Genomic DNA, 18188 nt, shown 5'->3' with positions numbered 1-18188 from the left:
GTAGCTCCGTCAATGCTTTCTGCAATTATAACCTTAAACTAAAATTTATTCGACGAACTTTTGTTAAAGGACACTAGAGAAGCCTCGGCAAAATTTCCTTTCAACCCCACCAACCCGGCTCAGGGCCTGTAACCACGGGCCCTGAGCGCCATCCTGGCAACCAACAGTCAAAAAACTACAACCATCGGTCAATAGATTTTTCCTGTGTAACCGGTAAAGTGTCGGTTACAGTCAGAAACGGAAACACCCGCACTCATGAAGCCAGACCATTTTGATAAAGCCGACCTGATCGAATGTGGCCACGGCCGCCTGTTCGAAGGGGACATGCGCCTGCCCATTGACGAAATGTTGATGGTAGATCGTATCACCCATATCAACGACAGCGACGGCGCCTATGGCAAGGGCAGCCTCGTTGCCGAACTCGATATCAATCCGGACCTGTGGTTCTTCAAGGTTCACTTTGACGGTGACCCGGTAATGCCCGGGTGCCTCGGGCTTGATGCCATGTGGCAGCTGGTTGGCTTTTTCCTCGCCTGGTCCGGCGGTCAGGGCAAGGGCCGGGCACTGGGTGCCGGTGAGGTCAAATTCTTTGGCCAGGTGCTGCCAGAGAACAAGCTGGTCCGGTATCATCTTGATATCAAACGGATGGTCAAACGCAAACTGACCATGGCAATTGCCGATGCCCGCATGGAAGTCGACGGTCGTGAGATTTACACCGCCAAGGACCTGCGGGTTGGCCTGTTCACCTCAACAGACGATTTTTAGGAGCCCGGACCATGCGTCGAGTTGTCATTACCGGAATGGGCATTGTTTCCAGCCTCGGTAACAACAAAGAAGAAGTCACCAATTCCCTGCGGGAAGTAAAATCCGGCATTCACTTCAGCCAGGAAGCCGCAGACAACGGCCTGCGCAGCCACATTTGCGGCAACATCGACATCGACTACAAGTCGCTGATCGACCGCAAACTGCTGCGCTTCATGTGCCCGGCTTCGGCCTACGCCTACCTGGCCATGAAAGAGGCCATCGAGCAATCCGGCCTGAGCGATGAACAGATCCGTGACAACAACACGGGCATCATCATGGGCACTGGCGGTGCGTCCACCCTGGAATTGATGGACTCCATCGATACCCACCGCGAGAAGGGTATCCGCCGCGTGGGCCCCTACCGGGTACCCCGCACCATGGGTAGCGCCATCAACGCCTCCCTGTCCACGGCTTTCGGTATCACTGGTGTCAACTACAGCATCACCTCGGCCTGTGCCACCAGCGCCCACTGTATCGGTCACTCCGCTGACCTGATCGCGATGGGCCGCCAGGACGTGATGTTCGCCGGCGGCGGTGACGACGTTCACTGGAGCCTGAGCCTGCTGTTCGATGCCATGGGCGCGTTGTCCACCAAGTACAACGACACCCCGGAAAAGGCCTCCCGTACCTACGACGCCAATCGCGACGGTTTCGTGATCTCCGGCGGCGGCGGTGTGGTGGTGCTGGAAGAACTGGAGCACGCCAAGGCCCGCGGCGCCAACATCATCGCCGAACTGGTGGGCTTCGGCGCCACCTCCGACGGCGCTGACATGGTCGCCCCGAGCGGCGAAGGCGCAGTTCGCTGCATGCAGCAGGCCCTGAAGAACGTGGATGGCGAGATTTCCTACATCAACACCCACGGCACCTCCACCCCGGCTGGCGATATTACCGAGTTGAAGGCCGTGAAGAACGTGTTCGGCGACAAGATCCCGGCTCTGGGCTCCACCAAGCCCCTGACCGGTCACGCCCTGGGTGCTGCTGGTGTGCACGAGGCGATCTACAGCCTGCTGATGCAGCAGAACAACTTCATCACCCCGTCTGCCAACATCGAGGAACTGGATGAAGGCGCGGAGGGTTACCCCATCGTCCGCGAGGTCCAGAACACCGAGATTCCGCTGGTGATGAGTAACAGCTTTGGCTTCGGCGGCACTAACGCTTCCCTGGTGTTCAAGAAGTATCAGGGCTGAGCGGCTCCCCGATAAGCCGAATCGGCTATGTGGTGGGGTGGCTTTCGCAGCAGCGCCATGGATGGTGCGGTGCAAGGCCGGTACAGGGACGTACCGTGAATTGCAGCGGAGAAAGCCACCCCACCGCATAGCCAGCCCGCCAGGTCAGCAGGCCGCCCGAAACTCGGCAGGCGACTTCCCCATCCAGCGCTTGAATGCCCGACTGAATGCACTCAGTTCCGAAAAGCCGAGCAACTCCGCCACCTCCGACAAAGTCCGGTCACGGTCATTCATATACTTCAGGGCCTGCTCCCGCCGCACATCCTCCAGCAGGCCAGCAAACGTCAGGTTCTCTTCTTTGAGCTTCTTGTAGAGCGTGTGCCGGCTCATATTCAGCTCCGCCGCTACCGCTTCCACCTTCACCTTGCCCCGGGCCAGGTGCCGCGCAATCAGCGGACGCACCTGCCGGCTGAACGTAATCGACGGCAAAATCCGCGTCTGAATCAGTTGCCACAAGCGTTGCATCTGTGAGGGTGACAGCCGGGACTCGGGCTCCTCCAGCTCATCCGCCGACAACCCCGCATAGCGGGCAAGCTCCCCCCGTGAGAAGCCTGACGACTGAAGAAACTGAACCATGGCGACCACCAACGTCCCCAAAGCATCCGATTTCATGAGCTGGAAACCCCTCTTCTTCTGTGAGTAACTGACATTTTTGAGCGTACAGATGTTAGCTCAAAATTGTGAGAATGAACATTGAGTCGCGTCAATGCATCGCCCCCGTCCCTGCGGCAAACTGCACGCCCATCTGCAGAATCCCGGAAATTTCAGTCCATGCACCAGCCAGAGCTCCTTGCCCCCGCAGGCACCCTTGACCATCTCCGCGTTGCCCTTGCCTATGGCGCCGACGCCGTCTACGCCGGCCAGCCGCGCTATTCACTCAGGGTGCGCAACAACAGTTTCAAGGACGTAACAGCCCTGGCCCAGGGTATTCAAGAGACCCACCGCCAGGGGAAGCAGTTCTACCTGGTATCCAATATTTCGCCCCATAACAACAAGGTACGTTCTTACCTGCGGGACCTGGAGCCGGTGATCGAGCTTCGGCCGGACGCGCTGATCATGTCCGACCCGGGGCTGATCATGCTGGTGCGGGAGCGCTGGCCGGACCAGCCCATTCACCTGTCGGTCCAGGCCAACGCGGTAAACTGGGCGACGGTGGAGTTCTGGCGGCGACAGGGGATCAGCCGGGTCATTCTCTCCCGTGAGCTGGCACTGGACGAAATCCGCGAGATTCGCGAGCAGGTACCAGCCATGGAGCTGGAAGTCTTCGTTCACGGCGCGCTATGCATGGCCTACTCGGGCCGCTGCCTGCTGTCCGGCTACATGAATCACCGTGACGCCAACCAGGGCGCCTGCACCAACGCCTGCCGCTGGAACTACAAGCCAGTACAGCACGGGCATGACCAGACCGGGGACCTGATTGCCACATCCGCCGATCGTGTTGAGCAAGTCGAGCCGAAAGAAATCCTGCTCGAAGAACCCAACCGACCAGGCGGATTCATTCCCGCCTACGAGGACGAGCACGGCACTTACATCATGAACTCGAAGGACCTGCGCGCCGTGCAACACGTGGCCGAGCTGGTCAGGATGGGGATCCACTCCCTGAAGCTCGAAGGGCGCACCAAGAGTACCTACTACGTGGCGCGCACCACCGGGGTGTACCGTAGGGCCATTGATGAGGCGGTTGCCGGCAAGCCGTTCGACATGGCGATGATGGATGAGCTGGAAGCCCTTTCGAACCGGGGCTATACCGAGGGGTTCCTGCGTCGCCATGTGCCCCAGGAGTACCAGACCTATGAACAGGGTTCGTCCTACCTGGGCACCCAGCAGGTGGTGGGCACCATCAGTGCCCGTGACGGCCAGTGGCTGACCGTGGAGGTAAAAAACCAGTTCCGCCCGGGAGACCTGCTTGAGCTGCTCACCCCTGCCGGCAACCTGCGCTTCACCACCGACCGGATGGAGACCGCCGAAGGCCAGCCCCTGGAGCGCGCCCCCGGTAGCGGTTACCGGGTCCGGATTCCGGTGGCAGCACCCCTGCCCGATCATCTCGACCATGCCTACCTGACCCGGGTAGACCGTCCGTAGAATCCGCAAGAACCGAGAGAGCTGTCACTGCCAGGTCCTGCAAGCACCTGGCTATCGCCCTGATAACCGCGGCCTTAGTGCCCGGACAGGGGTTTAGGGTATAATCCAGCCAGTCACGAAATAATACCTGACTAAAATACTCTGATATTGTACAATCGGTCATCAGAACCAGCAGGGCTGCCTCATCCTGACACTGTGGCCGACAAGGCGACAGTCAGTCATCCAACAAGCGATTGCAGGGCGTACTCATCGGACGAGCGACCACTGCAACAATCAGCAAAGACGCACAGGCCTCCCGGTAGCCGATTCCACGAGCTTCCGGTTGCAGGCAACACATAAGGGCCCCAAGGCCCACGATGAGAGAATTACGGAGCGACGATCATGGCGACCACCGACAAAGAGGTGAAAGAGCTGATCAAACGGGAATACGAGCACGGCTTTGTGACTGAAATCGAAGCCGATACGTTCGAGCCCGGGCTGAACGAAGATGTCATCCGCCGCCTGTCGAAGATCAAGCAGGAGCCGGAGTTCATGCTCGAATGGCGCCTGAAGGCCTATCGTCGCTGGCTGGAGATGGATGACCCCACCTGGGCCCACGTGGATTATCCGCGCATCGACTACAACTCGATTTCCTACTATTCCGCGCCCAAGAAAAAAGAGGACATGCCCCAGTCCCTGGACGAGGTTGACCCCGAGCTGTTGCGCACCTATGAGAAGCTGGGTATTCCCCTGCATGAGCGGGAAAAGCTCGCTGGCGTGGCGGTGGACGCGGTTTTTGATTCCGTATCCATTGGCACGACCTTCAAGGAGCAACTGGCCGAGGCGGGCGTGATCTTCTGCCCGATTTCCGAGGCAGTTCAGAAGTATCCGGAGCTGGTGGAGAAATATCTCGGTTCGGTGGTTCCGGCCGGTGACAATTTCTTTGCTGCCCTAAACTCCGCAGTCTTCTCCGACGGTTCCTTTGTCTATATTCCGAAAGGCGTTCGCTGCCCACTGGAGCTGTCCACTTACTTCCGCATCAACGCGGCCAACACCGGCCAGTTCGAACGCACGCTGATCGTTGCCGACGCTGGCAGTTATGTCAGTTACCTTGAAGGCTGTACAGCACCCATGCGGGACGAGAATCAGCTCCACGCTGCAGTGGTCGAGCTGGTCGCGCTGGACGATGCCCAGATCAAGTATTCAACCGTGCAGAACTGGTACCCCGGTGACGAGCATGGCAAAGGTGGTATCTATAACTTTGTGACCAAGCGGGGCGCCTGCCAGGGCCGGAATTCGAAGATTTCCTGGACCCAGGTGGAAACCGGCTCTGCAGTGACCTGGAAGTATCCGAGCTGCATCCTGAAGGGTGACAACAGTGTTGGTGAGTTCTATTCCGTGGCGCTGACCCATAATTACCAGCAGGCGGATACCGGCACCAAGATGATTCACCTGGGCAAGAATACGACCAGTACGATTATTTCCAAGGGTATTTCTGCTGGTCGCAGTTCCAACGCTTACCGGGGCCTGGTGAAGTTCCAGCCCGGCGCGGAGAACGCCCGTAACTTTACCCAGTGTGATTCGCTGCTGATCGGTGATCGCTGTGGGGCCCATACCTTCCCGTACATCGAGAGCCGCAACAAGTCGGCCATTGTGGAGCATGAGGCCACCACCTCAAAGGTGAGTGACGAGCAGATGTTCCTGTGCCGGCAGCGGGGGATTGATCCGGAGCAGGCGGTTTCCATGATTGTGAACGGCTTCTGTAAGGAAGTGTTCAAGGAGCTGCCGATGGAGTTTGCGGTTGAGGCTGGCAAGTTGCTTGAGGTCAGCCTTGAGGGGTCTGTTGGCTGACCTTTTTGAATTATTGTCCGCTGGCCTTGGTGGAAGGCCAGCGGGCGGGTAGGGTTTTCCGGGACACGCCGTGGATCCGTCCGTGGAGGCTCTTCAAAAACGTCCATGTTTTTGAAGGTCCCGGAAAACCCTACCCGCCCCCTGTCCCCGGACCTGCGTATGGCCTGCTCAAGACTTGGTGAACCGGGACAGACTCATTGAATTTCGAACGTTTTGACTAGAGAGAATCCGACAAATGCTGAGCATCAAGAACCTGCACGCTTCCGTCGAGGGGAAAGAGATCCTCAAGGGCATTAACCTGGAGATCAAGGCCGGTGAGGTACACGCCATTATGGGACCGAACGGGTCCGGCAAGAGTACCCTGTCCCAGGTGCTGGCGGGTAACGAGGCATTTGAGGTGACCGAAGGGGAAGTGACCCTCAACGGTGAGAACCTGCTGGAGCTGGAAACCGAGGAGCGTGCCCGCGAAGGTATTTTCCTGGCGTTCCAGTACCCGGTGGAGATTCCCGGGGTCAGCAACCTGCAGTTTCTGCGGACCGCTGTTAACGCCATGCGGACTCACCGGGGTGAGCCGGAGATGAACGCAGCCGAGTTCATGAAGCTGGCGAAGGAAGTCTCGAAGCAGGTGGACCTGGACCCGGCGTTCCTCAAGCGTGGGGTTAACGAGGGCTTCTCAGGCGGCGAGAAGAAGCGTAACGAGATCCTGCAGGCGCTGCTGCTGCAGCCGAAGCTGGCGATTCTCGATGAGACGGATTCCGGCCTGGACATCGACGCCCTGAAGGTTGTGTCCGACGGCGTGAATGCGCTGCGGGCAGAAGACCGGGCCATTCTGATGGTGACCCACTACCAGCGCCTGTTGAACCACATTGTGCCCGACTACGTTCACGTACTGGCCGGTGGCCGTATCATCAAGTCCGGTGGCCGTGAGCTGGCGCTGGAGCTGGAGGAGCGCGGCTATGGCTGGCTGGGCATCAAAGAAGACGAAGCAGCAGCCGCCAACTGATCGGGAGGTCGTGGAATGAAACCAGCACCAACACTTTCCAGCGCCTTTCTCCAACCGGCAGGCAACGCCCTGCCCGGTCCGCTGCTGCGTCTGCGCGAGCAGCGCGGTACGGCCCTGGTGGACATGCCGCTGCCAACGCGCAAGACAGAGAACTGGAAATACTCCAGCAAGCACCTGAAGCTTTCCGATGAACTGGCAACGAACCTGCCGGCTGGCAGTGCGACGACATCGGCGGCCGAAGACGGCTACCGGGTAGTCTTTCGCAATGGTGTGATTGACCCGCAGGCCAGCCGCCTGCCCCAGGTTGACGGCCTGACGGTTCAGCGGTTTGCCGATCTCTCCGATGACGAAGCGTCCGCCCTTGCCGAACGACTGGACAACACGCTCGACGCCAACGCCACCCAGATGGCGAGGCTGAACACGGCCCGCTTCGAGGACGGCCTGCTGATCACCCTGAAGCCGGATGCGGTTCTGGCCGAGCCCTTGTTCGTGGTTCACGAAGTCACCGCTACCGCCAGTGGTTCTGCCTTCCCCCGCATCTACGTGGATGCCGGCAGACACAGTCAGCTGACCCTGGTGGAAGAATATCTGTCCAGTGGCGATCAGCCGGTGATGGTCGATACCGTCACCGAGTTCATGGTGGCTGATGGCGCACAGGTCACCAGTATCCGCCTGACCGCCGAGGACCAGAACGTACAGCACATCGGTGCCACCGGTGTCCGCCAGCAGCGCAGTTCCCGTTTCGAGAGCCATTGCGTCGGTTTCGGCGGCCCGCTGCGTCGCCATGACCTGCAACTGCGGCTGGAAGGTGAAGGCGCCGAGTGTAAACTCAACGGCGTGGTGGTAACCCAGGACAAGCAGCACTACGACAACCACACCTGCATTGACCATATAGCGGCCAACTGCAACAGCGAGGAGACCTACCGCAACATCGCAGCGGACGAGTCCCACGCCGTGTTCAATGGTCGTATTCATATCCACCAGGACGCCCAGAAGTCCAACGCGGACATGAACAACAAGAACCTGCTGCTCTCCACCGGTGCGGAGATTGACACCAAGCCGGAGCTGGAGATCTACGCCGACGACGTGAAGTGCGCCCACGGCGCCACCATCGGCCAGCTGGACGAGCAGTCCCTGTTCTACCTGGTGTCCCGGGGCATTTCCCGCCGGGAAGCCAATGTCCTGCTGACCATGGCGTTTATCAACGAGCTGGTTACCCAGATTCCGGTGGAGCAGGTTCGCGACAGCGCCAACGAGCGCCTGAACCGGTTCTTTGACGATACCTTTGAGGAGGCCTGATCCGGTATGACCGATCTTTCCGTGGCCAAGACTGCACCAACCTCCGGCTTTGACGTTGCCGCTGCCCGTCGGGACTTCCCGATACTGTCCCAGCAGGTAAACGGCAAGCCGCTGGTGTACCTGGACAATGGCGCCTCGGCCCAGAAGCCCCAGGCGGTCCTGGATGCCATGGACCGGTATTACCGTGAGATGCACTCCAACGTTCACCGGGGTGCCCATACCCTCGGCGACCGTGCCACCACTGCCTTCGAGGGTGCCCGGGAGACGGTCCGGGGCTTCCTGAATGCCGAGAGCACCCGCCAGATCATCTGGACCCGGGGCACCACCGAGGCCATTAACCTGGTGGCCAATGGCCTGGCGCCGCGCCTGAAAGCGGGCGACGAAATCCTGGTGAGCCAGATGGAGCACCACGCCAATATCGTGCCCTGGCAAATGGTTGCCGAGCGTACCGGCGCGAAGGTGGTACCCGTACAGGTCACTCCGGACGGCGAGCTGGACCTGGACTCCTTCAATAGTCTGCTGGGCGACCGCACCCGGGTGCTGGCCATTACCCATGTGTCCAACGTGCTGGGCACCGTGAACCCGGTGGCCCCGCTGATTGAACAGGCCAAGGCCCGGGGCGTGATCACGGTGGTAGACGGCGCCCAGGCGGTGCCCCACTTCCAGCCGGACGTCCAGGCCCTGGGCTGCGATTTCTACGCCTTCTCATCCCACAAGGTGTTTGGCCCCACGGGTATCGGCGTGCTGTACGGCAAGGAGCAGCTGCTCGAGGAAATACCACCCTACCAGGGCGGCGGAGAGATGATCGAGCGGGTGTCGTTTGAGCGCACCACCTGGAACACCCTGCCCTACAAGTTCGAGGCGGGTACACCGGCGATCGCCGAGGCCGTAGGACTGGCAGCCGCCATCGACTACCTTGACGGCTTTGACCGGCCTGCCATGGAAGCCGCTGAAAATGCGTTGCTGGAACGGGCCAATGCGCTGGTGGAGACCGTACCGGGGATGAGCATTATCGGAACCGCGCAGCGGAAAGTACCGGTGCTGTCCTTTAAAATCGATGGCCTGCACCCCAGTGATATAGGTACCCTACTGGACCAGCAGGGCATCGCCATCCGCACCGGCCACCACTGTGCCATGCCGCTGATGGATTTCTACGGCGTACCGGGCACCGCCCGGGCGTCCTTTGCGTTCTACAATACGCTGGAAGAAGTGGACCAGTTATTCACTGGCCTTCAGAAAATCCAGCGCCTGTTTGCCTGATGGAGGTGGAACAATGACAGCCGAAACCTTCACTCCCACTGTGGGCGTCACCATGACCCCAAGTGCGGTCAGACATGTACGCAAACAACTGGAGAAAAAGCCGGATGCCAGGGGCATTCGCCTGTGCATCAGGAAAAGCGGCTGCTCCGGCTTCAAGTATGAAACCCAGTGGGTGGACGAAGTCTCGGCGGATGACGAGGTGTATACCGTGGATGGCGTGAACATCTATGTGAAAAAAGAACACCTGCCCATGGTCAACGGCACCGAGATCGACTTTGTCACCCAGGGCGTGAATTCCATGTTCGAGTTCCGTAACCCCAATGCCACCGCCGAGTGTGGTTGTGGTGAGAGTTTTACGGTGACTTAACAAGTTTTATTAGCCACGGAATCCACAGAAAAAACACGGAAAGAGCAAAAGATAAAGACGTTTTTTGCCACTAAAACCACGAAAGAACACGAAATTAAAGAAAAAGACTTTTTGAATTTAACCTGTCATTTTTTCGTGTCTTTTCGTGGATCTAGTGGCTAAAAAATCCTTTCATTTTTCTTTCCGTGTTTTTCCGTGGATTCCGTGGCAAAAAAGAGAGCTTTAGAGAAGGCTGATTCAGCATGCAAGAACGGGAAGTGGTCCTGACCAAGCGCGAGGTGGAAGCCCGCCTGGTTCCCTCCGGCACCGAAATCATGATTCCGTCGGATACTTTTGTCACCATCACACAGTCGCTGGGCGGCAGCTTTACCGTGGCGGTGAACGGCAACCTGGCCCGTATCGAAGGGCATGATGCCGATGCCCTTGGCAAGCAGCCCCTGGAGAGCAGCTTCGAAACCCGGGCTGACGGCACGGTCAACGAGAACCAGGTCTGGGAAGCCCTGCGCAACTGTTACGACCCGGAGATTCCCGTAAACGTGGTGGACCTTGGGCTGATCTACAACTGCACCATCGAAAACGACACCGCTGACGGCAACCACATCCACATCCTGATGACCCTTACTGCCGCTGGTTGCGGCATGGGCCCCGTCATCACCGACGATGTGAAGCGCAAGGTTGAACATGTGCCCAACGTGGACAAGGTAACCGTGGAGCTGACCTTCGACCCGCCCTGGAACAGCGAAATGCTCACCGACGAAGCCAAGCTCGAACTGGGCATGCTCTGACAGACACGCTATCCTTGCGCCTGAGAGACCTGAAGCAAGCAGCCTTCTGAATCGCGAACCAGCACGGCAGACCTATGACCGCCAGCAAACAGCAATTCCTCGACAACCCCCTGGGCAGTGAAACCACCCTCGACGATGTACTCGATGCCTTCGAGCTTCTGGACGACTGGGAGGAGCGTTACGCCTATATCATCGACCTTAGCAAACAACTGCCGGCCTTTCCGGACGATGAACGGATAGAGGAAAACTATGTGCATGGCTGCCAGAGCCAGGTGTGGCTGATCGATCACTTCGATGAAGACAGCGGCAGGCTCTACCTGCTGATTGATTCCGATGCCATGATCGTGCGGGGGCTGGCGGCGATTATCCTGGTGGCGCTGAACGGCAAGGCGCCCCGGGACCTGCTGACCACGGACGTCGATGAACTGTTCGAGCAACTGGATCTGTTCCGGCACATTTCCCCGACCCGGGGCAACGGCCTCAGGGCCATGGTTGGGAAAATCCGGGATATCGCGGCGCGGCAGGCAGCCTGATCCAGGCACCTGGCGCGGCGGCTCTGCGTTGCCGCACCAAGGTCCCGCCGCTGACGACTGCCCGCTGCTAACCCTTTCCTTTCCAGCCGTCTTCCCGCAGTACCGAGCCCACATCCAGCACAGGCGACGCGTCAATATCGTCCGCGTCCATCATGTTGGCCACCCGCTGCAGGGAGGCCACAATCATACTCTGCTCCCACTGGTCCAGGTTCTGGAACTTGCGGATAAAGTTGTCCTGCAGGGGCAACGGTGCCCGCGCCAGCAGCTCCGCACCATCCTCCGTCAGGTGCGCATGTACCTTGCGCTTGTCCCGGGTACTGCGAACCCGGTACACCAGGTTACGGTGCTCCAGGCGATCAAGGATGGTGGTTACCGTGGCCTGGCTCAGGCTCACATGGTCGGCAATGGTGCCGATGGTGACTTCACCCAGATCCCGGATAGTACGCATGATCAGCAACTGAGGGCCGGTCAGGCCCGCGTGCTTGCTCAGGCGCTTTGAGTGAAGATCCGTGGCGCGAATGACCCGCCGCAGAGCCACCAGTACCTGCTCATAGCTTTTACTGTCGGCCTGGTCTTTCTGGCCGCTATGACGCTCGTTCAGATTGGACATGTTTCGCCATTACCATTTATTTATACCACTAACTATTAGAGGTCTTTACGCCGCGAAATGCAAGTCGGGGTTGCCCCTTATCGGCGCACCGGCTATGAAGTACAGGGAACCGGACAGTTGCAGGCCGGTTATGCTATGGTCTCGTCAAATCGTCGGGCCCGGGCGGGCCGCCAGCCGACTACAGGAATCACGATGTTTCAGTTACTGTCCCTGCCAAATTTTTCGCGCACCTCCCGTAATGCCCTGCTCTGCGCCAGCCTGCTGGCCCTGGTACTGATACCGCTGAAGCTGACAGCCCAGCCCGCAGACGACCAGGATACTGGCCCTACCGCACAGGACGTGGAAGAAAGAATTCCCGAGCTGGACGAAGCCATGTACACGCCCTTCGTGGAGCTGTACCTGCTGGAAGAAACCAAGGCCCTGCGCACCGAAATGCAGAATACCCGGGCCGAACTGATCGAAAAAGTCGTGGACAAGGAACTCTCGGTGGCGGACAAGACCATGTCCTATGCCACTGACACAGTGACCTACTTTTTCTACCTTATCGCCGGCGCCACCTCGATCCTGGTGGTTATAGGCTGGAACTCCATCCGTGACATGCGCAACCAGCTCACCAGCCTGGCGGAAAAGCGTGTCAACGAACTGGTGGTGGAATACGAAACCCGCCTCAAGGCCATTGAGGAGCAGCTGCAACAGAAGTCGGATATCATTCACCAGAACCAGGCCGAGATCGAGCGCACCAATGAAGTGCATTCCCTTTGGCTGAAAGCCAGCCAGGAAACCTCCCAGCAAAACAAGATTTCTGCCTATGACAGCATCCTCGACCTTCGCCCGGACGATGTAGAAGCACTCAGTTTCAAGGCCGACGCAGTACTGGAAATGCAGGAACCCCTGTGGGCAATCAGCCTGTGCCAGCGAGCACTGAAGCTGGCCCCCGAAAATGGCCACGCCCACTATCAGCTGGCCTGCGCCTACGCAGAGATCGGGCGCTGGGACGACGCCGTGGCCAACCTGGCCAAGGCCATCGAAATTTCGGATGCCTACCGGGATGATGCCTCAGTGGACCCCAGCTTTGCTCGCCTTCAGGAACACCAGGCCTTCCGGGACCTGATCTATCCCGAAGAGACAGATCCGGACCAGGAGTCCCCCCAGGAACCTTCCTAACCGCTCATTGAGTCGTTACCTGGCCCGCACCTTGCTTGATGCTGCCATGACAGCGGCCACTTTTCGCGTCGTGCTGATTCCCCTGGCAGGTAACGGAACAACTCGAAACCTGGTTGCGAATATCACATAATCTACTATCCGTTTAGGCTGAACGATACGCCACAAATAGCTGTGACAAGGGGCAGGATCCAACCATACACAAGCACCTGCCCGGCTTCCCTCGCTTGACAGGTTGCGAGCTGTGGTGTTTGTTGAGTTCGTTGTCAATGAAAAAAATGAGAAAAGGCAGGAGCTTCCAATGACCAAGAAATTTACCAAACTCGCACTGGCTGCAGGCGTTTCCGCGGCGATCACCCTCCCCGCCTCGGCGGTTGCCGAAATCCGAATCGGGATCGCCGGCCCCATGACCGGGCCGGTCGCGCAATACGGTGACATGCAGTTTTCCGGTGCTCGCATGGCTATCGAACGGATCAACGCCAGTGGCGGGGTTGATGGCGAAATGCTCGAAGCCGTAGAAGTAGACGATGTCTGTGATCCGAAACAGGCTGTCACCGTTGCCAACCGGCTGGTCAATGAGGGCGTCAGCTTCGTTGTTGGCCACCTTTGCTCCAGCTCCACCCAGCCGGCGTCAGACATCTACGAGGACGAAGGTATCCTGATGATCACCCCGGCCTCCACGAGCCCGGGCATCACCGAGCGAGGCTATGAACTGGTGTTCCGCACCATTGGCCTGGACAGCATGCAGGGCCCGGTCGCCGGGAATCACCTGGTCAGCCTTGATCCCCAACGGGTCGCCGTGGTCCACGACAAGCAACAATATGGTGAAGGCATTGCCACCGCCGTCCGGGATACACTCAAGGAGTCGGGTGTAAACGTGGTGATGTTTGAAGGGATTACTGCCGGAGACAAGGACTTCTCATCACTGGTTACCAAACTCAAGCAAGCCGACGTCGACTACGTCTACTACGGCGGCTATCACCCGGAGCTCGGCCTTATTCTGCGCCAGGCCCGCCAGGCTGACCTGGATGCCGTATTCATGGGCCCGGAAGGGGTCGGCAACAGCGACATCAACACCATAGCCGGTGACGCTGCCGAAGGCCTGCTGGTTACGCTGCCGCCCAGTTTCGACGAGAAAGAAGAGAACCAGGAGCTGGTCAAGGCCTTCAACGAAAAAGGCGAAGACCCCTCCGGACCGTTCGTGTTGACCTCCTACACGGCCGTGCAACTGATTGCTGACGGCATCGAGCAGGCCGGTTCCACCGACCCCTTCGATGTGGCTGACGCCCTGCGCGAAGGCAGCTTCGAGACGCCCATCGGCACCGTCAGCTACGACGAGAAGGGGGATATGGAATCCTTCGAGTTCGTGGTCTACGAATGGCACGCCGACGGCAGCAAGACCCCCGTCAACTAACCCGTACCTTTGCTGAACCCTGCCCCGACAGTCACCCTGGCTGCCGGGGCGTTCATGAGGTCAGGTTGACGGAGAACACCTTCCATGCAAGACCTGCTTTATTTCTGTCAGCAGCTGATCAACGGACTGACCATCGGCAGCACCTATGCCCTGATTGCCATTGGCTACACCATGGTTTACGGCATCATCGGCATGATCAACTTCGCCCATGGCGAAATCTACATGATCGGCGCCTACACAGCGCTTATCGCCATTACCGGCCTGGCGACCCTCGGTATCGCCTGGCTGCCACTGGTATTGCTGATTGCCCTGATCTGCGCGGTGATCGTGTCAAGTTCCATGGGCTGGGCGGTGGAACGGGTGGCTTACCGGCCGGTCCGGGGCCGGCACCGGCTGATTCCGCTGATTTCGGCCATCGGCATGTCCATTTTCCTGCAGAACTACGTACACCTGTCCCAGGGTTCCCGCAATATTGGCTTCCCGGCCCTGATCGAGGGTGGTTTCCAGTTCGGCGGTGACGAGAGCTTCCAGCTGTCTATTTCCTGGATCCAGATCACCATCTTCGTCACGACCTTTATCTGCATGAGTGCCCTCTCCCTGTTCATTTCCCGGTCCCGCATCGGGCGGGCCTGCCGGGCTGTCTCCCAGGACCTGGGCATGGCCAACCTGCTGGGCATCGATACCAACCGGATTATCTCCGCCACCTTCGTGATCGGCGCCGCCCTGGCTGCCGTGGCAGGCCTGTTGCTGGGTATGTACTACGGTTCCGTGGACCCGCTGTTCGGCTTTATCGCCGGGCTCAAGGCGTTTACCGCAGCGGTGCTCGGCGGCATTGGCAGCATTCCCGGTGCCATGCTGGGAGGACTGATCCTGGGCATTGCCGAGGCCATGACCTCCGGTTACCTCAGCGGTGAATACAAGGACGTGATTTCCTTCAGCCTGCTGATCCTGATCCTGCTGTTCAAGCCCACCGGGCTTCTGGGCAAACCGGAAGTGGAGAAAATCTGATGGTGGCACACAATTTCCGACACGCCCTGTTCTGTGCGGTGATTACCCTGATCATCGCCTGGCCTATCATGGGCCTGAAGCTGACCGCCGTGGGTACCAATATCACGGTCGCCGGCGCCGACAGCTTTACCTGGATCGCCGTAGCCGTGGCGGCAGCCATTGTCTTTGCTTTCCAGCTATTCCGGGATCACATCATGGGCAACCTGTCCGGGGTTGCCGCCCTTAATCCGCTGGCCAACCGCGAACCCCTGCCCGACGAGAAGCGTCTGCGGCTGGAAAATATCGGGCTGGTGCTGCTGATCGCCATTGCACTGATCTGGCCATTCTTCGTATCCCGGGGCGCGGTAGACCTGGCCACGCTGGTGCTGATCTACATCATGCTTGCCCTGGGGCTGAACGTGGTCGTCGGCCTCGCTGGCTTGCTGGACCTGGGGTACGTGGCTTCCTATGCGGTGGGCGCGTACACCTTCGCCCTGCTCTCGAACTACTGGGGGATATCCTTCTGGATGGCATTGCCGATTGGCGCCCTGCTGGCCGCACTGTTTGGTCTTGTGCTTGGCTTCCCGGTACTGCGCCTGCGGGGGGACTACCTGGCCATTGTTACCCTTGGGTTTGGTGAAATTATTCGCATCCTGCTCAACAACTGGACCAGTGTCACCGGGGGGCCCAACGGCATCGGCGGCATTCCGGACCCGACCCTGTTCGGCATGGAGTTTGGCCGCCGGGTCAAGGAAGAAGGCAATACCTCTTTCCACGAAACCTTTGGTATCGCCTATGCGAGCGAACACAAGGTCATTTTCCTGTACCTGATCGCGCTGGTACTGGCAGTTATTACCGCCTTTGTTATCCGCCGGTTGATGCGCATGCCTGTGGGGCGCTCCTGGGAAGCGCTGCGGGAGGACGAAATTGCGGCCCGGTCCCTCGGGCTGAGCCGAACCGGCGTAAAGCTCTCGGCCTTTACCATCGGTGCATTCTTTGCCGGCTTTGCCGGTACCGTGTTTGCCTCCAAGCAGGGCTTTATCAGTCCGGAGTCGTTCGTCTTCCTGGAGTCCGCCATCATCCTGGCGATTGTCGTGCTGGGGGGCATGGGCTCGCAGATCGGCGTCATCCTCGCCGCCATTGCGGTGACCATCCTGCCGGAGCTGGCGCGGGAGTTCTCCGAGTACCGCATGCTGATCTTCGGCGCTGCCATGGTACTGATGATGGTCTGGCGCCCGCAGGGTCTGATGCCCATGCGACGGCGCCATATCAAACTCAAGGCTGGAGCCTGATCGATGCTTGAAGTACAGAACCTGTCGATGCGATTCGGCGGCCTGCTGGCGGTTGACCAGGTCTCCCTGGATGTGCGGGAACACGAGATCGTGTCGATTATCGGCCCCAACGGTGCCGGCAAGACCACCGTATTCAACTGTATGAGCGGTTTCTACCGCCCCACCGGCGGCAAGATCCTGCTGAACGGTAAGGAGATCCAGGGCAAGCCGGACTACCGGATTTCGCGCCTGGGCCTGGTACGCACCTTCCAGCACGTACGGTTATTCAACCGCATGACCGTGGTGGAGAACCTGATGGTGGCGCAACACCGCCACCTCAACACCAACCTTCTTTCGGGACTCGTGGCCACCCCCAACTACCGGGCGCGGGAGAAGAAGGCCCTGGACCGGGCAGCCTACTGGCTGGACCGGGTTGGCCTGCTCGAACTTGCCAACCGGGATGCGGGCAACCTGGCCTATGGCCAGCAACGACGCCTGGAAATCGCCCGCTGCATGGTGACTGAGCCTCGGCTACTGATGCTGGATGAACCTGCTGCCGGCCTGAACCCGGCAGAGACCCGGGAGCTTAACCAGCTTATCATCAGCCTCAAGGAAGATTACAACGTGTCTGTCGTGCTGATCGAACACGATATGAGCCTGGTCATGGACATCTCTGACCGCATCAATGTGATCAGTCAGGGCCGCCCACTGGCCGCCGGTACGCCGGACGAAGTCCGTAATAATGATGACGTCATCAAAGCCTACCTGGGAGAAGCCTGACCCATGCTGTTACTGGAAGATGTCCATACCCATTACGGCAAGATCGAGGCACTCCACGGAGTCTCTGTAGAGGTCAACCAGGGTGAGATCGTGTCCCTGATCGGCGCTAACGGGGCGGGTAAAACCACGCTGCTGATGACGGTCTGCGGCACCCCCCAGGCCAGTTCGGGCCGGGTCCTGCTGGAAGGCCGGGATATCACACGCCTGCCCACGTCAGAGATCATGCGTTCTGGTATCGCTATCGTCCCGGAAGGACGTCGGGTGTTTGCGGGGCTTACGGTGGAAGAAAACCTCTACATGGGCGGCTTTTTCAACAGCCGGTCGCAGAACGAACAGGGCATTCGCCATGTCTACGACCTGTTTCCCCGACTGAAAGAGCGAGAACACCAGCGGGCAGGCACCATGTCCGGCGGCGAGCAGCAAATGCTGGCCATCGGGCGGGCGTTGATGAGCAAGCCACGGCTGATGATCCTGGATGAGCCCTCCCTGGGGCTGGCACCGCTGGTGATCAAACAGATCTTCGAGATCATTGGCCAACTGCGAGAGGAAGGTATTACCGTCTTCCTGGTGGAACAGAATGCCCACCAGGCGTTGCAGCTGGCGGACCGTGGCTATGTACTGGAAACCGGTCGCATCCGTCTGCAGGATACCGGTGACAACCTGCTGGCCAACCCCGACGTTCGGGCTGCCTACCTTGGTGGCTAGTGTCCCGTTTGGTTAATTCGCTGACCTACTGCGTGACGCTGGGGCCTCTGGCCAAGGCGCCAGTCCGAAGG

At 59.2% G+C, this 18188-nt stretch carries 18 protein-coding genes; 16 read left to right on the top strand and 2 right to left on the bottom strand.

Features of this window, described 5'->3' with window-relative positions:
• Positions 1-255: 255 nt before the first annotated feature.
• Together fabA and fabB are read left to right on the top strand one after the other, a co-directional pair.
• A complete protein-coding gene (gene fabA / locus MLC59_RS18195) occupies positions 256-765 on the top strand; it encodes a bifunctional 3-hydroxydecanoyl-ACP dehydratase/trans-2-decenoyl-ACP isomerase (protein WP_248236990.1) in 510 nt (169 codons plus the stop codon).
• Positions 766-776: 11 nt separating this feature from the next.
• Entirely contained in the window at positions 777-1991 is a 1215-nt protein-coding gene (gene fabB, locus MLC59_RS18190; RefSeq protein ID WP_248236989.1) for a beta-ketoacyl-ACP synthase I, read from the top strand.
• 144 nt (positions 1992-2135) lie between these two features.
• Here the strand turns inward: fabB and MLC59_RS18185 are convergent, their stop codons facing one another.
• Positions 2136-2642: a helix-turn-helix domain-containing protein gene (locus tag MLC59_RS18185; protein ID WP_417548291.1), complete on the bottom strand. Its 507-nt coding sequence runs from the start codon at positions 2640-2642 to the stop codon at positions 2136-2138.
• Positions 2643-2801: 159 nt separating this feature from the next.
• Between MLC59_RS18185 and trhP the strand changes: the two genes are divergently transcribed.
• The 8 genes from trhP to MLC59_RS18145 all read left to right on the top strand — a co-directional run bounded on the left by trhP (position 2802) and on the right by MLC59_RS18145 (position 11189).
• Positions 2802-4112: a prephenate-dependent tRNA uridine(34) hydroxylase TrhP gene (gene trhP / locus MLC59_RS18180; protein ID WP_248236988.1), complete on the top strand. Its 1311-nt coding sequence runs from the start codon at positions 2802-2804 to the stop codon at positions 4110-4112.
• Positions 4113-4493: 381 nt separating this feature from the next.
• Positions 4494-5942 carry a Fe-S cluster assembly protein SufB gene (gene sufB / locus MLC59_RS18175; protein ID WP_248236986.1) on the top strand — a complete coding sequence of 483 codons (1449 nt, stop codon included), beginning with the start codon at positions 4494-4496 and terminating at the stop codon, positions 5940-5942.
• A 235-nt stretch (positions 5943-6177) separates the two neighbouring features.
• Positions 6178-6945 carry a Fe-S cluster assembly ATPase SufC gene (gene sufC, locus MLC59_RS18170; protein ID WP_248236984.1) on the top strand — a complete coding sequence of 256 codons (768 nt, stop codon included), beginning with the start codon at positions 6178-6180 and terminating at the stop codon, positions 6943-6945.
• A gap of 15 nt (positions 6946-6960) precedes the next feature.
• Positions 6961-8244 (top strand): Fe-S cluster assembly protein SufD, encoded by a 1284-nt coding sequence (gene sufD, locus MLC59_RS18165; RefSeq protein WP_248236983.1) that lies wholly within the window; start codon positions 6961-6963, stop codon positions 8242-8244.
• 6 nt (positions 8245-8250) lie between these two features.
• The gene (locus MLC59_RS18160; RefSeq protein WP_248236982.1) at positions 8251-9504 is read left to right on the top strand and encodes an aminotransferase class V-fold PLP-dependent enzyme; all 1254 of its coding nucleotides are present in this window, start codon (positions 8251-8253) and stop codon (positions 9502-9504) included.
• A 13-nt stretch (positions 9505-9517) separates the two neighbouring features.
• Entirely contained in the window at positions 9518-9871 is a 354-nt protein-coding gene (locus MLC59_RS18155) for a HesB/IscA family protein (RefSeq protein ID WP_248236976.1), read from the top strand.
• Positions 9872-10113: 242 nt separating this feature from the next.
• Complete coding sequence (gene sufT / locus MLC59_RS18150) at positions 10114-10656, top strand: putative Fe-S cluster assembly protein SufT (RefSeq protein WP_248236975.1); 543 nt, start codon at positions 10114-10116, stop codon at positions 10654-10656.
• 74 nt (positions 10657-10730) lie between these two features.
• Positions 10731-11189, top strand: a complete 459-nt coding sequence (locus tag MLC59_RS18145) for a SufE family protein (protein ID WP_248236974.1) — start codon at positions 10731-10733, stop codon at positions 11187-11189.
• 67 nt (positions 11190-11256) lie between these two features.
• On the opposite strand, the gene MLC59_RS18140 is transcribed toward MLC59_RS18145, so the two are convergent.
• The gene (locus tag MLC59_RS18140) at positions 11257-11799 is read right to left on the bottom strand and encodes a MarR family winged helix-turn-helix transcriptional regulator (RefSeq protein ID WP_248236973.1); all 543 of its coding nucleotides are present in this window, start codon (positions 11797-11799) and stop codon (positions 11257-11259) included.
• Between the two features lie 192 nt (positions 11800-11991).
• Here MLC59_RS18140 and MLC59_RS18135 point away from each other — a divergent pair, with 192 nt between their 5' ends.
• The 6 genes from MLC59_RS18135 (at position 11992) to MLC59_RS18110 (ending at position 18117) form a co-directional block, all read left to right on the top strand.
• Positions 11992-12963, top strand: coding sequence for a tetratricopeptide repeat protein (locus MLC59_RS18135; RefSeq protein ID WP_248236971.1), 972 nt, complete (start codon positions 11992-11994; stop codon positions 12961-12963).
• A 298-nt stretch (positions 12964-13261) separates the two neighbouring features.
• Complete coding sequence (locus tag MLC59_RS18130) at positions 13262-14374, top strand: branched-chain amino acid ABC transporter substrate-binding protein (protein WP_248236970.1); 1113 nt, start codon at positions 13262-13264, stop codon at positions 14372-14374.
• Between the two features lie 84 nt (positions 14375-14458).
• The gene (gene livH / locus MLC59_RS18125; protein ID WP_248236969.1) at positions 14459-15382 is read left to right on the top strand and encodes a high-affinity branched-chain amino acid ABC transporter permease LivH; all 924 of its coding nucleotides are present in this window, start codon (positions 14459-14461) and stop codon (positions 15380-15382) included.
• Positions 15382-16653, top strand: coding sequence for a high-affinity branched-chain amino acid ABC transporter permease LivM (locus tag MLC59_RS18120; protein WP_248236962.1), 1272 nt, complete (start codon positions 15382-15384; stop codon positions 16651-16653). Before livH ends, MLC59_RS18120 begins: the two co-directional genes overlap by 1 nt.
• Before the next feature lie 3 nt (positions 16654-16656).
• A complete protein-coding gene (gene livG / locus MLC59_RS18115; RefSeq protein ID WP_248236960.1) occupies positions 16657-17412 on the top strand; it encodes a high-affinity branched-chain amino acid ABC transporter ATP-binding protein LivG in 756 nt (251 codons plus the stop codon).
• 3 nt (positions 17413-17415) lie between these two features.
• Positions 17416-18117: an ABC transporter ATP-binding protein gene (locus MLC59_RS18110; protein WP_248236959.1), complete on the top strand. Its 702-nt coding sequence runs from the start codon at positions 17416-17418 to the stop codon at positions 18115-18117.
• Positions 18118-18188: the final 71 nt, after the last annotated feature.

This window comes from Marinobacter bryozoorum (genome assembly GCF_023156245.1).
GTDB classification, from domain to species: domain Bacteria; phylum Pseudomonadota; class Gammaproteobacteria; order Pseudomonadales; family Oleiphilaceae; genus Marinobacter; species Marinobacter bryozoorum.
This window is presented reverse-complemented; position numbering and strand designations above follow the sequence as displayed.